This window comes from Bilophila sp. T19-St14, from assembly GCF_059728385.1.
Map to the genome: position 1 here is coordinate 41081 of NZ_BAAGFT010000001.1, position 12813 is coordinate 53893.

Genomic DNA, 12813 nt, shown 5'->3' on the forward strand with positions numbered 1-12813 from the left:
TGATTCTCTCAGTGAGGGGCCTCCGGCTGTCGATATTGGGTTTCCCTTTGGCTGTATCCTAGGCCGTGTTGTCAATTTAATATAATTTATTGAAATTATTTAATTGCTTTTAATTCATAAGGCTCTGTCATAGTACATGGATGTTTTTGTTTCAGTAATATACTGAAAATATATGTTTTTTTCAGATTTTCCGCTGGTGGGCTCTGTGATTGGGGGATTTTATTGGTTATTCCTTTGGAATTTCAAGGAAAAAAGCATCAACCGTTTTCTATGACACAGCCATTCATAAAAAGATTGGTTTCAATAATTGAAGATAGTTACATTTAACACGACGACACGCCCTAAAAAATGGTTGGCGCTTTCTTTCTTGAAATTCCAAGGGAATAACCAACAAAATGCCTCATCCATGAAGCCCGCCAAGGGGAAAACTGGAGAAAAAGGCCGTCTTTTCACCGTGCTGTGGAGATGAAACAACCACATGCCATGACACAGAGCCTTGGAAGATCATCGAAAAGGTGAATGTCTCCCATGCAAAGACTTCTTGACGGAAAAAAATTATGGGAGGAAAGAGGCGGACGGCTTCATTTATTAGACAGGCAAGGACTTCAAAACGGAAAAAACTGTCAGGGCAAGCCTGAACCGCCCGCGTCATGCGCCAGCCCATTGACGGCATTCAACCCATCGGACAGGACGGGGTATTCCCGGCCTCTTTGCGGTATTATCATGCAAAAGGATACAAAAAAGATGTGGCTCATTCTTGCGCTTCTGTCCGCTGTTTTTGCGGCGCTCACGTCCATCCTTGCCAAAGTGGGCATTGAAGGCGTGGATTCCAATCTCGCCACCGCCATACGCACGCTGGTGGTTTTCTTTATGGCCTGCGGCATGGTCTGCATCACCGAAGTCAAGGTAGACCTGACAGAAATAAGTATAAGGACGTGGGTTTTTCTTGTGCTTTCCGGGCTTGCCACAGGCGCATCATGGCTCTGCTATTTCAAGGCGCTGCAACTAGGCGATGTTTCAAAAGTGGCTCCTATCGACAAAACGAGCATCATCTTTACCATCATCATGGCGATTGTTTTTCTGCATGAACAGCTCACGCTGAAAGTAGCCCTTGGTGGGGCATTCATCGCCGTCGGTACGCTCATCATAGCCCTATAGGTTGCCTGTTGCCGGATGATTCAGTGAAGCGGATTTCAGATTTCAATAGTATGCTTGAAGTTTTAGTATATTGTATATTGCAAGACACCGCTTGTAGGAAGAACAGCAAGTGCCTCCAGATCAATTAAATAGGGCTGGGATGCCAATAGAGTCTTCCGCATGGCGGTAATATATTCACGGGCCGCAAGCAACGGGAATGGAGATGGCAGGATAGATGCCGTAAGGAACCCCATCGGTATCGTGGGAGACATTCACCATTTTGATGACTCTCTAAAAAATTGTTTTGAATTTCAGATAATTGAATGGCTATGTTTTAAGAGAGGGTTTCTATATGGTTTGGGCGGTTGATTTTAGTAGGAAATATAACTTCAAATATCAAAATATATATTTATTTCAATATATTATAAAATAAACCCTTTTCTAGAACAAAGCCAATTGGATACACGTTTCATTGGAAACGTGAATGTCTCATTGCCATCGTATCAACGGAAGACCCCATCCCGTCCATCTGTGAACCTTCTCTGTACGGAGGGGATGGGGCGGGAGCCGCTAGTCGGCGGCGGGCGTATTGTGCTTGTCGCGCAGTTCGACGGGTACGGCTTCCAGCAGTACGCGCTCCGCAATCATATTCTTGGTGGTATGGAAGTATTTCTGGAAATGGGGCGTATCACGGTGAACCTGATAGGCGTCCTCGTCCGCGTACATTTCAATGAACGTCAGCTTGGTTGGATCGTTTTTGTCCGCCACGGCATAGATGGCCAATACGCCGGGTTCCACACGCAGGGCCGCCTCCATTTCCTCCTTTACGGCGGCAGTGAACGCTTCTAGAAATTCAGGCTTGATTTGCAGGTGGGCTATGCGGACGGATGTCGTATCGGCGGCATGGGCCGTTCCCAATCCAGTGAACGCAAAGAGGGCCGCCAATGCAGTGGAATACATGAGATGGCGTAGAAGCATCAGGTTATCCTTTTTGTGCGGGGATGTCCTCCCGCGCTGTTTTGATTCTTCAGCATGTTGAAGGCGGGCACCCTTCGCAGGCGGCGCCGACTCATTCGGAGGGCATCCGCCGCCTTTCGGAAGGCAGGACGCCGCCCACTCCCACCGTGCCCGGATCGTTTTCCTTGAGGAAGGAGCAATATGTTTCATTCTACAGGGTTATGATCCGTACGGCGGGGTCGGCAAATTCGGAAACCAGCCGCCCTTTCTGGCCGTGCTCAGGGAGGGCGTTCCCGGTGGGAATGGTGTTCCTCCTTGCCGTGATGTTGGCGGGCTACAGACGTTCGCCCAGAGCCTTCGCAGCCGGAGGATAGTCCGTGCCTTCAATGTCCTTGCGGGCAAAGACGTTTTTGGCGAGCACCACGCCCTGATCCTCCCAGGGGAGATATTGCTGAAGGACTTCGTAGTGGGCCATGATGGCGTCCATGTTCCAGTCCGTGTTGCTGCCGCAGGTGACGAGCATCGCGGATTTCATGGGGTGCTTCCGCAGGGCCGCGCGCTGCGGCATCAGGCGATCCAGAACGGTTTTCAGTTGGGCGGTCATATTGAAGTAATACAGCGGCGTGACCAGCACGATCATGTCCGCCGACAGGATTTCCGGCAAAATCTTCCGCATGGCGTCTTTTTGGATACATTCCCCGTCATGCCTGTCGCAGTAATAGCAGGCCCGGCAGGGGCCGACTTTTTCAAAGGCCGTATCAAAGCGGACGATAGCGTGCCCTTTGGAAACCGCTCCGGCGATGAATTCATCAGCCAGCAGAGCGGATGTCCCCTGACGGTGGGGGCTGCCGGTGAGAACAACGATTTTCATGGGATTTTCTCCATTGTCCGTCAGGACATCGGCGGAAGAAGCGGATGGGGGCAGGAGGCTGAAGGCGAGCGTTCCCCCAACCACTTTCAGCAGATGGCGGCGCGTCATGCCCCCTGCGGCGTTTTTTCCAGAAAACTTCGGGGATCCCCGTCCGTGCAGGGATGGGGCCGGCGGGGTTTCTTTCGTGCTGTCCATAGCAATAGTCCTTGTGCCCCTATGGAGTGCCGGGCAGGGGCAGGTTCAGGGGAGCCGGTCATAGTCCGTTTCGCTGACGGGTTCGAGCCACTCGTTACGGGCGTTTTCCCCCGGAACTTCCACGGCGAGATGGACGAACCAACTGTCTTTGGCCGCGCCGTGCCAGTGCTTGGCCCCGGCGGGGATGTTCACCACGTCGCCGGGACGCAGTTCGCGGGCGGGCTTGCCCCATTCCTGATACCAGCCGCGCCCGGCGGTGCAGAGCAGTATCTGCCCTCCGCCTTTGGCGGCGTGGTGGATGTGCCAGTTGTTCCGGCATCCCGGCTCAAAAGTTACGTTGCCGATGGCCACCCCCTCGGTGGAAAGCATGTTCAGATAGCTGTTGCCCACGAAGTACCGGGCATACGCCGTATTCGCCTCGCCGCGCGGGAACACTTCCGTGATGTCGTTCATAACTTTCTCCTTGTCTGTTGCGGTGTTTTTGTTGGGATCGCCGAATGCCTTCCTGACTTCCCTGGTTACGGCTTGGGCCAACGCCGCGTGATTTTCCGCCGTAAGGTGTATTTCGTCCGCTCCCTGTGCAAAGGGCACCACCGTCGCCGCGTCAAAGAAGAGCGCTTCGGAAGATTCCACTAACGGACGAAGGATTCCGGGGAGGGCTTCGCTTTTGGCGAGGGCCCCTTTGAAAGCGTCTTTATAGGGGCTTCGTTGAAGATCCAGCTTTGGAGGGCAGATGACCAGCACTTGGGGGATGGGAAAAGGCGTGCGCTGCTGCCATTCGCCTTTTTTGACGATGGATACGAGCCGCATGATGCCTGATGCAATATCCGAGGCATTGCGGTTTCTGTCCTTGCGGAGGTCGTTCGTCCCCAGCATGATGATGACCATGTCCAACGGCATGTGCGAAGAAAGCGCCGCCGGGAGGTATGCGGCTCCGTTCATGCCCGCGCCGGGAATGATGCCGGTGCCGGAACGCTCCGGGCTGTCCATAGTGGTCGTGCGGCCGCTCAGCCCCTCAACCACCACCTCATAGCCAGCGCCAAGCAGCTCGGCCATTTTGCCCGGCCAGGCCGTATGCAGCGGCAAACGGCTTACTGTCCCCTGGGCATCCTCAACATGGCCAAACGTGTTGGAGTCGCCGAATACCAGAATGCGTTTTGTCCCTTCGGCGGCCCCGGCAAAGGCGGCGATCCCCGAAATAAGGAGGCAGCACGCCACGGCGGCCACGCGTACTCTTCCCATGTTTCCTCCTTGTTCATGGCTGCTGCATGATTGATGGAACATCCAGGTTTCTGTTTTGGCTCTGTCATGGCATGCGGTTGTTTCATCTCCACAGCGCGATGAAAACACAGCCTTTTTCTCCAGCTTCCCCTTGGCGGAATCCATAGCCAAGGCATTTTGCCGGTTATTCCTTTGGAACTTCAAGGAAAAAAGCATCAGCCATTTTCTATGGCACAGCCTCTGTTTTCTGTGTATGCCTTGAGCCCATCTCGTGAAAGAGCTTGTTTTGCCAAAAAATTGCCTTATTTTGTCAAAGCCTGTTCAAAAGGGAAGGGCCATGCTAGAAAAGAGGCGCTTCCACAGATGCGTGGGCAAGATTTTTTCAGAAGGCGGGAGGCGCTGTCTATGGCTGGCGGCAATCAGGAAAGAGTTAAAGAAATCAATGCCAGGCTGAAGGAAATACTGCTGCGGCATATGGAGGGGCCGGGTGTCCGCCCCTCCGCCGTCAGTGGGTTGACGCTGGTGCGCAGGGAGGAGGCCAACAGTTCGGAACGCTGCTTTGAGAAGCCGTTGGCTTCGGTCATTGTCCAAGGCGGCAAACATTCCATCATAGGCGCGCAGGAATACCATATCCACGAAAACCAATGCCTTGTTTCCGGAGTGGATATGCCGAGCACGTCTTACGTTGCCGACCCCACGCCGGAAAAACCGTTCCTGTCCCTTTTCTTTTATCTGGACAGGCAGATACTGAGCGATCTGGTTATGGAAATGGAACCGGAGGCAAGGCCCTCATCCGTGGAGGGGCAGGGCGTATCCGTTGCCGATGCGGATCCGGAGTTTCTGGAAGCGATGCTGCGGCTTGCTGAACTTCTGGACAAGCCGAAGCAGATTGCCATCCGTGCGCCGATCGTCATGCGGGAACTGCATTACCTGCTCCTTATCGGCCCGCAGGGAGGGGCCCTGCAAGGGCTGTATACGCGCGGCTCGCAGAACAATCAGATCATTCAGGCCATTGCGCTTATGAAGCAGAATATTGCTGTCCCCCTGCGTATGGACGCCCTGGCGCGGCAGGTCAGCATGTCGGTATCGAGCCTGCACCGCCACTTTAAAAGCCTTACCGGGTTCAGCCCGTTGCAGTACCACAAGCAGTTGCGCCTGTACGAAGCGCAGCGTCTGATGCTGATGGAGAATGAACGTGCGGCCAATGCGGCGTTGTCCGTAGGCTATGAAAGCGTGACGCAATTCAATCGGGAATATAAACGCATGTTCGGGGAGCCTCCGCACCGGGACATCAACCGTCGGCGCAAATTTTCCGTCACGGCCTCCATGACTGTGGGGAATGCTTCCCGTTCGGCCCCTGATAGGTAAGACGGGCAGTTGATGGAAGGAATCTACGGCGGGAGTGAGAGGGAAAACTGATACGTTTTTTGCAATTTGTTGCCTAAATCTGCCAAGGGGCTTTCCGAAGGGCGAAATGATGATAGGCTTTCCAAAACGGCGGACGACGTCCGTTCTCTCAGGAGGCCAGCATGATACATCCCGTCGATGATGAACTGAGGCGGATCAATGGGGAACTGAAGCGGCGTATTCTGCGGCATCTGCCCGTTCCGGGGAAACAGGCCACCGCCGTCAAGGGGCTCACGCTGTCACGGCGTCAGGAGATCAACAAGGCGGATAACTGTTTCGGCACGCCCTCCGTGGCGGCGATTGTCCAAGGGGGCAAATGCGCCCTTATCGGAGACAGGGAATACCGTTATAAGGAAGGGCAGTTCTGCATCACCGGCGTTGATTTGCCGAGCGCGTTCTATATCCTTCACCCCAGTGAGGAAAAGCCGTTCCTGTCGGTCATTCTTGATCTGGACAGCCAGCTCATTTCCCGGCTGGCAATGGAAATGCCTCCCGCTTCTGAAAAGCAAGGCGGAAGGGGCGGCGGGCTTTCCATCGGCGAACTGGATGCGGATTTGCTGCAATGCTTTTTGCGCCTGGTGGAACTTCTGGACAAGCCGGAGCAGATTCGCATCCGTGCTCCGATGGTCATCCGGGAAATCCATTATCTTTTGCTTGCCGGGCCGCAAGGGGAAAGCCTTCGCCAGCTTAATACGCTGGGTACGCAGAGCAACATGATAGCCCAGGCCATTTCATGGCTGAAAGACAACTATAAGGAACCGCTCCATGTGGATGAGCTGGCGCGCCGGGCGAATATGTCGTCGTCAACCTTCCATAGGCATTTCAAGGAAATTACCGGACTCAGCCCGTTGCAGTTCCATAAGCAGTTGCGGCTGCACGAGGCCCAGCGCCTGATGGTGCTTGAAAACCGGAAAGCGTCCAGCGTTTCCCTGCTTGTCGGCTACGAAAGCGATACGCAGTTCAACCGTGAATATAAAAGGCTCTTCGGTGAACCGCCCTATCGGGACAAACTCCAGCGCCAGACGTTCCTACAATAACGTGAAGAGGCCCCGCAACAGCGCAGGGCCTCTCGTTTTCATCAGGTATTGCAGCAGGTTCAAACTTTCATGCCGATCCGGTCAAGCCATCCATCCATGTCGCCTGACAGCGAGGGGCCGCCGCTGTAGCGCACGGAAAGGGCTTCCATGATTTTGGAGGAAGGGCACAGTTTGGCGATGTCGGTGACGCTCTGGCCCAAGCGTCCGCCGCCGTGGCTGACGAAGGGCACAATGGTTTTACCGGAAAAATCATACTGTTCCAAAAACGACGCTATAGGCATGGGGATGGTGGCCCACCAGTTGGGATACCCCAGAAACACCACGTCATAGCGGGGCATGTCGGCGATGTGTGTCTTGAGTTCCGGCCGGGCGGCCCTTTCCTGATCGCGCTTGGCTTGTTCGAGGCAGGTGTTGTAGTCTTCGGAGTACGGCGTGACCGGTTCGATTTCAACAAGTTCTCCACCGATTTTCTGATGGAGCAGCCGCGCGATGCCCCGCGTGTTGCCCGACCACGAAAAGTAGGCCACGAGTACATTTCCCGGAACGGCGTGGGCTGTACCGTAAAAGCCGTTCAGGGCGAATGCGCCGAGCGCCAGAGCCGTTCCTTTCAAAAAATGGCGGCGGGAAAAAGGATGAAGCATAAGCGTACCTCCGGGCGGTATGTGCATTGTTTTGATGGGATGATGGGCAGCCATCAAGAGAAGATGGCCTATGATGGCCGCTGGGCATTGCGGGCAAGCCTGAATCCGAGATTGAAGGTCTTATTGGCCGGAGGGTATGCGGCGCGGTAGGCCGAACGCAAATGACGCCCGAAGTCGTTCCACCCGCCTCCCCGGTTGACGCGGTAGGTGCCGGAAGCGGCCCCCGTAGGATCGGCGGCCGCGCCGTCGGCATAGGGGCCGTACCAGTCCCAGCACCATTCCCAGACGTTGCCGTGCATGTCGTACAGCCCCCACCGGTTTGGGGCGAAACTGCCGACGGGAACCGTCCGCGAACGGTATTGTCCGCTGGGATAGCCGTCATAGGGATAGGTGCCGTAATAGTTCGCCTGATCGACAGTGACGTTCTCTCCCGTGGAAAACGGAGTTGTTGTTCCCGCACGGCAGGCAAATTCCCATTCCGCTTCCGTGGGGAGACGGTATCCGTCCGCGTCGCGGTTCCAGACAACGCTGCGCTCATCCCCGCTTCCGCTTATCACATAAGCCGGGGCCAGCCCTTCGGCGGCGCTTCTGGCGTTGCAGTAGGCCACGGCATCGTACCAACTGACGTTTTCCACCGGGAGATCGTCGCCCTTGAACTGGCTGGGATCATTTCCCATGAGTTCCCGGTATTCCTTCTGGGTAACTTCGTGGACGCCCATATAAAAAGGATTAAGGGTGACGCTGTGCCGCCTTTCATCCTTTTCCCGGCGGTGTTCAGAAAACGGGCTGCCCATGTCGAAGGTTCCGCCCCGGATGAGGACGAATGCATCCGCAGCCTGAGTCTGCACCGCCGACAGCGCCAGAGCCAGACAGATGATGGCGGCTGTAAGTATTTTCATGAATTGCTCCTTGCATTGTGGTGTCGTCCGCTTCGTATGGGGCATTCAATCCCAAGCCTCTGCCGGGCGTAAAACAGGAGCGTTCCTCTTGCGCATCAGGCGAGAAAGCATATGGGCCGCTCCTGCGCACAGAAAGAAGATTACACCGTAGTCCAGAAGGAAAAAGAGTACATGCTCGTTTCCGTTCCACGGCATGAAGGCGCTGTTCATGGTCAATGGATAAATCAGCTCCCTATACAGGAAGGCGTATGCCCCATAGGCAGCAAGCACGACGCACAGGGCGGGTGACGCCCGACTGCACCAGTGCGGGAGCGTGAAACGGACACGCCGCCCGTGCGCCGTCTGGAGTCTTTTCCCATAGATTCCGAGATGCACCGCCGCGAGAAGGAAAGTCCAGTGGGCACAAAAGACATGCAGGGTTCTGGCAAAGAGTTCCCCCCTGAGCCCCGGAAATGGGAATACTGTCCGGGAAATGAGCACGGAGCTTGCCAATGTGCCAAGGATTGCCAGAAGCAGAAGCATATTCAGGATGAGCCTGACGACGCGGGAAAAATCATAACGGCCCCTTCTTAAGGTTTTGTACCAGATTCGATTCAGCCATGTGTGCAGCAGGAAAGCTCCCGCAAGCGTGACGCCTAGCCATTCATGGATGGCGTTGCCTGTATGGCGGTCGGCCATGAGCAGGAGAAACAGGACGGCCATGAGGATGTCCGTCAAGAGTTTTGTCGGTATGCTCATTTTCGTTATCCTTTCCCATTTATGGCGTAAGGAATACAGTGGAAGATGGGGAATACCTGTCCTGAGTTGCAGGATAGATGAGGCGGTGGCACGAATGAAGATACAATTTTCGCAAAAAGTTGCCTGATTCTTGCATAACATATGCGTCATAACAAAAGGCACTTCACTTTATATGAAGTGCCTTTTGTTATTTCTATTTTTTACTATAGAGAAATACAAACGGTAATGTTCTTACGGCATCGGACAATGCAGTGAGGAAATAGTTATTTGTCGATCTGGCTTTCCGTGAATGGATCTGCGCGATGCCCCATGAGCTTGATTTTGGAATAGGCGGACTCGAATTCACGCAGTTCCGCAGGCGACAGGCTGACGGAGGTGGCTCCGAGAAAATCATCAAGATGCGCCGGGTTTGTCGTACCGGGTATGGGAGCGATCCAGGGAGCCTGGGCCAGCAGCCATGCGAGGGCGAACTGGGACATGGTGCAGTTTTTGCGCGCAGCCCATTCGCGAATCAGGTTCGGCAGAGGCATGTTGTGTTTCAGGGCTTCCGGCGTGAACTGGGGCAGGGTGGAAAGCCGCCCCGTGGTGAACCGGCTGTTTTCATTGATGGCCCCGGTAAGGAATCCGCGTCCCAGAGGGCAGTACGGCACAAGGCCGATGCCGAGTTCCCGCAGGGTGGGAAAAATTTTGGTTTCCGGCTCCCGCCACAACAGGGAGTATTCGCTCTGAACGGCGCTCACAGGCTGCACGGCGTGCGCCCTGCGAATGGAGTTGGCGCTTGCCTCGGACAATCCGAAGTGCAGTACCTTCCCTTCCTGAATCAGGTCTTTCACCGTCCCGGCAACATCTTCCATCGGAACCTGCGGATCGACGCGGTGCTGGTATAAAAGGTCGATATGGTCGGTACGCAGACGCTTCAGGGAGCCTTCCACCGCCCGGCGGATGTGGCCGGGTCTGCTGTTCAAAGCCGTAGGCTGTTTTTCCTCAACGCCAAAGCCAAACTTGGTGGCGATTTTGACCTGATTGCGGACGGGGGCAAGGGCTTCCCCAACCCATTCCTCACTGGTATAGGGGCCGTAAACTTCGGCGGTGTCGAAGAACGTCACGCCGCGTTCAAAGGCCCGGCGGATCAGGGCGACCATGTCCTTTTTTTCATAGTTACCGCCGTAGTATCCCACCATAGGCAGGCAGCCGAGGCCGATGGCGGAAACCTCCAGCGAGCCGAGCTTCCGATGTTCCATTTGTTTGTCCTGCCGTAACCCTTGGGTATCGGGCGCTGCGTTTGTATCTGCGGCATAGGCCATGCCATTCATGGAATGGGACAGAAGAGCGGCGGCTCCAAGTGCCAGCCCTCCGGCAAGAAACTGGCGGCGTCCGAGTGTCATGGAATCCTTTTTGGCGTTCATTTTTCCCTCCACGAAATCAGTGTCGTTATGGATTCCATATAGGCAGAAATTCTGGAGGGGGAAATGAACGATTTTCCAAATTTATTGCCTATTTTTTTCAAGCCGTCTGCTACAGCTCCCCATGAGGTTTTGCCGTCATTGGAGGTAAAATACTTCCAAAGAGTGTGGTTATATACAAGTTCATCATTATGCATCTGAAGACTCATGGGCAGCGGATGATGTATCCCGCGTAACATATCCCCAATAATGCTTCGTTTTGTTTGCCCATGTACTTGCTCCCGTTCCCGTCAGTCGCAGCGTATGGTGGCAGGCAGGAGTGGCTGTTATCGAAAACAGCCACTCTTGCCTCGCGTACAACGGCGTGGAGGTTATCGGATATTGCCGTACTCTTGGAAAAGCCCTCTGCTGAAATGGAGGGGAAAAGTATCATTTTTTGGGGGGCGTTGTCCGTCACGTCCGTATGGGTGCCGGAAGCGGGCATTTGGTCAAGCCCCTTGAAGCGGCCCTTCTGCGTGAGTTCGGCAACAGATTGAATCTCAGGGAGGACGGTGCCCTCTGGCCGTTGCTGGCCGCGATGGAGTATCAACGTACTATAAAGGCTGTGTCATAGAAAAAGGTTGATGCCTTTTTCTATGGCGTTCCAAGGGAATAACCAACAAAACACCTCAGCCATGAAGCCCGCCAAGGGGAAAACTGGAGAACAGGCTGTATGTTCACCGTGCTGTGGAGATGAAACGACCATGTACTATGACAGAACCTTTATAAATCACCGGAGCGTCCAGAACCATCATAGACGGTATGGTCGTTGCCGCTGAAAAGGAAACTGCCGCCGCTCAAGCACGGTTCATAGATGGCGTGGTGAAGGAAGCGCAATACCTTGCCGCCAAAATTCAATACGCCAATCTGGTGCCAATATAGCTGTTTTCCCTCATTTGCCTACTGGCCTACGGATACCTGATGCTTTGGACAGATATTCGTATCGCCACAGGCAGGGATATTCTTCTGGCGGTAAGCCTGCACATGCCCTCTGGCTTATCAGCGGGCTGTGCCTCACAATAGGGCTCTTTTGCGGGGTAAATGCGGTACGGGATTTTGCCGGGGCTAACCGGAGATGACGCAAACGGCTTCTTACAGCCCCCATGTATTTATTGTCCAGTGCATGGATACCGGGGGACATTGTTTTGACGGGACTCTATGAAGTCTGGTCGGTTGAGGCTCCCTCAATGTACTTGCCGAGCGAATGAGGCAATCTTACTGGCGAATGAGGCATACAAGTTTCCACGCAGTCATGCTATAACCATTTTAAACATAGAACGAAAAGCTATTTTGGTATGGACACGGCTCCTGTGGATTGATCACCGTTTGACCTAAATGGAGTAAGCAATATGAGTGAATCGGCACAGCTACATGAACTAAACGGTTCTCTCAAAGAAAAATTGTTAAAATGGCTCCCTGAGCAATCCAGGCTGGAAACCCCGATTTCAGGTTTGGCCTTAACCCGTCATGATGAAAACACTTCTGCAATAAGATGTTTTTATACACCTATGATTGCATTGGTCGCCCAAGGGTTCAAACGTTCCATGATTGGCGACCATGAAGCAAATTATGGCGAGCTCCACTGCGTAACTGTCGGTATTGATATGCCCGGCGTCTTCCATATTACGAATGCTTCGCCTCAGGCGCCGTTCCTTTCGCTCTCCGTAAAGTTGGACAGACGCATTATCACGCAGTTGATTACGGAAGCCCCTTCCTTAGTTGCCGCCCAAGAAGGAGAAGTGACTCCTGTCGTAGTAGATGAGGTAAATAAGGAGCTTTTGCAGGCCTTTTCCCGCCTTGTTGAGCTGTTGGATACACCATCACGAATCCCGGTTTTGGCTCCCATGATTATTCGGGAAATCCATTACTATCTGCTCTGCGGCAGTCAGGGGAAATGTCTGCGGCTTTTCAACACAAGCGGAACACAGGCAAACCAGATCGCCCAAGCTATTTCGTGGCTAAGAGAAAATTACACGTCACCGATTCGCATGGAAGAATTGGCCCGGTATGTCAATATGGCTCCCTCAACATTCAACCGGCATTTTAAGGAAGTAACCAGCCTCAGCCCTCTTCAATTCCAAAAACGGCTAAGGCTTTATGAGGCCGAACGGCTTATGTTGCTTGAAGGAAAAGATGCCGGTACTGCGGCGCTTATGGTTGGTTATGAAAGCGGCTCACAGTTCAATAGAGAGTACAAGCGTCAATTCGGAGCTCCTCCCCGTAAGGATGTAGCTAAAAAACGTTCATAACCTATTGACTCATTTCATA

At 53.9% G+C, this 12813-nt stretch carries 11 protein-coding genes; 4 read left to right on the plus strand and 7 right to left on the minus strand.

All coding sequences use genetic code 11. The features are described 5' to 3' along the window. Positions 1-744: 744 nt before the first annotated feature. On the plus strand, positions 745-1158 hold the full coding sequence (locus AC6I1V_RS00180) for an EamA family transporter (RefSeq protein ID WP_486854141.1): 414 nt from the start codon (positions 745-747) through the stop codon (positions 1156-1158). Between the two features lie 549 nt (positions 1159-1707). Here the strand turns inward: AC6I1V_RS00180 and AC6I1V_RS00185 are convergent. The 3 genes from AC6I1V_RS00185 to AC6I1V_RS00195 all read right to left on the minus strand — a co-directional run bounded on the left by AC6I1V_RS00185 (position 1708) and on the right by AC6I1V_RS00195 (position 4402). Next, positions 1708-2115 carry a putative quinol monooxygenase gene (locus tag AC6I1V_RS00185; protein WP_482330626.1) on the minus strand — a complete coding sequence of 136 codons (408 nt, stop codon included), beginning with the start codon at positions 2113-2115 and terminating at the stop codon, positions 1708-1710. A gap of 313 nt (positions 2116-2428) precedes the next feature. Continuing rightward, on the minus strand, positions 2429-3160 hold the full coding sequence (locus AC6I1V_RS00190) for a flavodoxin family protein (protein WP_497736708.1): 732 nt from the start codon (positions 3158-3160) through the stop codon (positions 2429-2431). Between the two features lie 45 nt (positions 3161-3205). Beyond that, complete coding sequence (locus tag AC6I1V_RS00195) at positions 3206-4402, minus strand: GDSL-type esterase/lipase family protein (RefSeq protein WP_486854139.1); 1197 nt, start codon at positions 4400-4402, stop codon at positions 3206-3208. A gap of 384 nt (positions 4403-4786) precedes the next feature. Between AC6I1V_RS00195 and AC6I1V_RS00200 the strand changes: the two genes are divergently transcribed. Together AC6I1V_RS00200 and AC6I1V_RS00205 are read left to right on the plus strand one after the other, a co-directional pair. Continuing rightward, the gene (locus tag AC6I1V_RS00200) at positions 4787-5749 is read left to right on the plus strand and encodes an AraC family transcriptional regulator (protein WP_302551733.1); all 963 of its coding nucleotides are present in this window, start codon (positions 4787-4789) and stop codon (positions 5747-5749) included. Positions 5750-5910: 161 nt separating this feature from the next. Next, positions 5911-6825 (plus strand): AraC family transcriptional regulator, encoded by a 915-nt coding sequence (locus AC6I1V_RS00205; protein WP_486854138.1) that lies wholly within the window; start codon positions 5911-5913, stop codon positions 6823-6825. A 59-nt stretch (positions 6826-6884) separates the two neighbouring features. On the opposite strand, the gene AC6I1V_RS00210 is transcribed toward AC6I1V_RS00205, so the two are convergent. From AC6I1V_RS00210 to AC6I1V_RS00225, 4 genes are all read right to left on the minus strand, one after another. Continuing rightward, a complete protein-coding gene (locus AC6I1V_RS00210; RefSeq protein WP_486854137.1) occupies positions 6885-7466 on the minus strand; it encodes a flavodoxin in 582 nt (193 codons plus the stop codon). Positions 7467-7534: 68 nt separating this feature from the next. Then, positions 7535-8365 carry a formylglycine-generating enzyme family protein gene (locus tag AC6I1V_RS00215; RefSeq protein ID WP_486854136.1) on the minus strand — a complete coding sequence of 277 codons (831 nt, stop codon included), beginning with the start codon at positions 8363-8365 and terminating at the stop codon, positions 7535-7537. Positions 8366-8410: 45 nt separating this feature from the next. Continuing rightward, positions 8411-9103 carry a hypothetical protein gene (locus AC6I1V_RS00220; protein WP_486854135.1) on the minus strand — a complete coding sequence of 231 codons (693 nt, stop codon included), beginning with the start codon at positions 9101-9103 and terminating at the stop codon, positions 8411-8413. Positions 9104-9366: 263 nt separating this feature from the next. After that, positions 9367-10509 carry an aldo/keto reductase gene (locus AC6I1V_RS00225; protein ID WP_486854134.1) on the minus strand — a complete coding sequence of 381 codons (1143 nt, stop codon included), beginning with the start codon at positions 10507-10509 and terminating at the stop codon, positions 9367-9369. 1385 nt (positions 10510-11894) lie between these two features. Between AC6I1V_RS00225 and AC6I1V_RS00230 the strand changes: the two genes are divergently transcribed. Then, the gene (locus AC6I1V_RS00230; RefSeq protein ID WP_486854133.1) at positions 11895-12794 is read left to right on the plus strand and encodes an AraC family transcriptional regulator; all 900 of its coding nucleotides are present in this window, start codon (positions 11895-11897) and stop codon (positions 12792-12794) included. Positions 12795-12813 lie beyond the last annotated feature (19 nt).

Excerpts from the sequence above, each read along its gene's own strand:
- AC6I1V_RS00220 (WP_486854135.1), bottom strand. The coding sequence starts at position 9,103 with ATGAGCATACCGACAAAACTCTTGACGGACATCCTCATGGCCGTCCTG.
- AC6I1V_RS00225 (WP_486854134.1), bottom strand. The coding sequence starts at position 10,509 with ATGAACGCCAAAAAGGATTCCATGACACTCGGACGCCGCCAGTTTCTT.
- AC6I1V_RS00205 (WP_486854138.1), top strand. The coding sequence starts at position 5,911 with ATGATACATCCCGTCGATGATGAACTGAGGCGGATCAATGGGGAACTG.
- AC6I1V_RS00180 (WP_486854141.1), top strand. The coding sequence starts at position 745 with ATGTGGCTCATTCTTGCGCTTCTGTCCGCTGTTTTTGCGGCGCTCACG.
- AC6I1V_RS00215 (WP_486854136.1), bottom strand. The coding sequence starts at position 8,365 with ATGAAAATACTTACAGCCGCCATCATCTGTCTGGCTCTGGCGCTGTCG.
- AC6I1V_RS00190 (WP_497736708.1), bottom strand. The coding sequence starts at position 3,160 with ATGGACAGCACGAAAGAAACCCCGCCGGCCCCATCCCTGCACGGACGG.
- AC6I1V_RS00185 (WP_482330626.1), bottom strand. The coding sequence starts at position 2,115 with ATGCTTCTACGCCATCTCATGTATTCCACTGCATTGGCGGCCCTCTTT.
- AC6I1V_RS00200 (WP_302551733.1), top strand. The coding sequence starts at position 4,787 with ATGGCTGGCGGCAATCAGGAAAGAGTTAAAGAAATCAATGCCAGGCTG.
- AC6I1V_RS00195 (WP_486854139.1), bottom strand. The coding sequence starts at position 4,402 with ATGGGAAGAGTACGCGTGGCCGCCGTGGCGTGCTGCCTCCTTATTTCG.
- AC6I1V_RS00230 (WP_486854133.1), top strand. The coding sequence starts at position 11,895 with ATGAGTGAATCGGCACAGCTACATGAACTAAACGGTTCTCTCAAAGAA.
- AC6I1V_RS00210 (WP_486854137.1), bottom strand. The coding sequence starts at position 7,466 with ATGCTTCATCCTTTTTCCCGCCGCCATTTTTTGAAAGGAACGGCTCTG.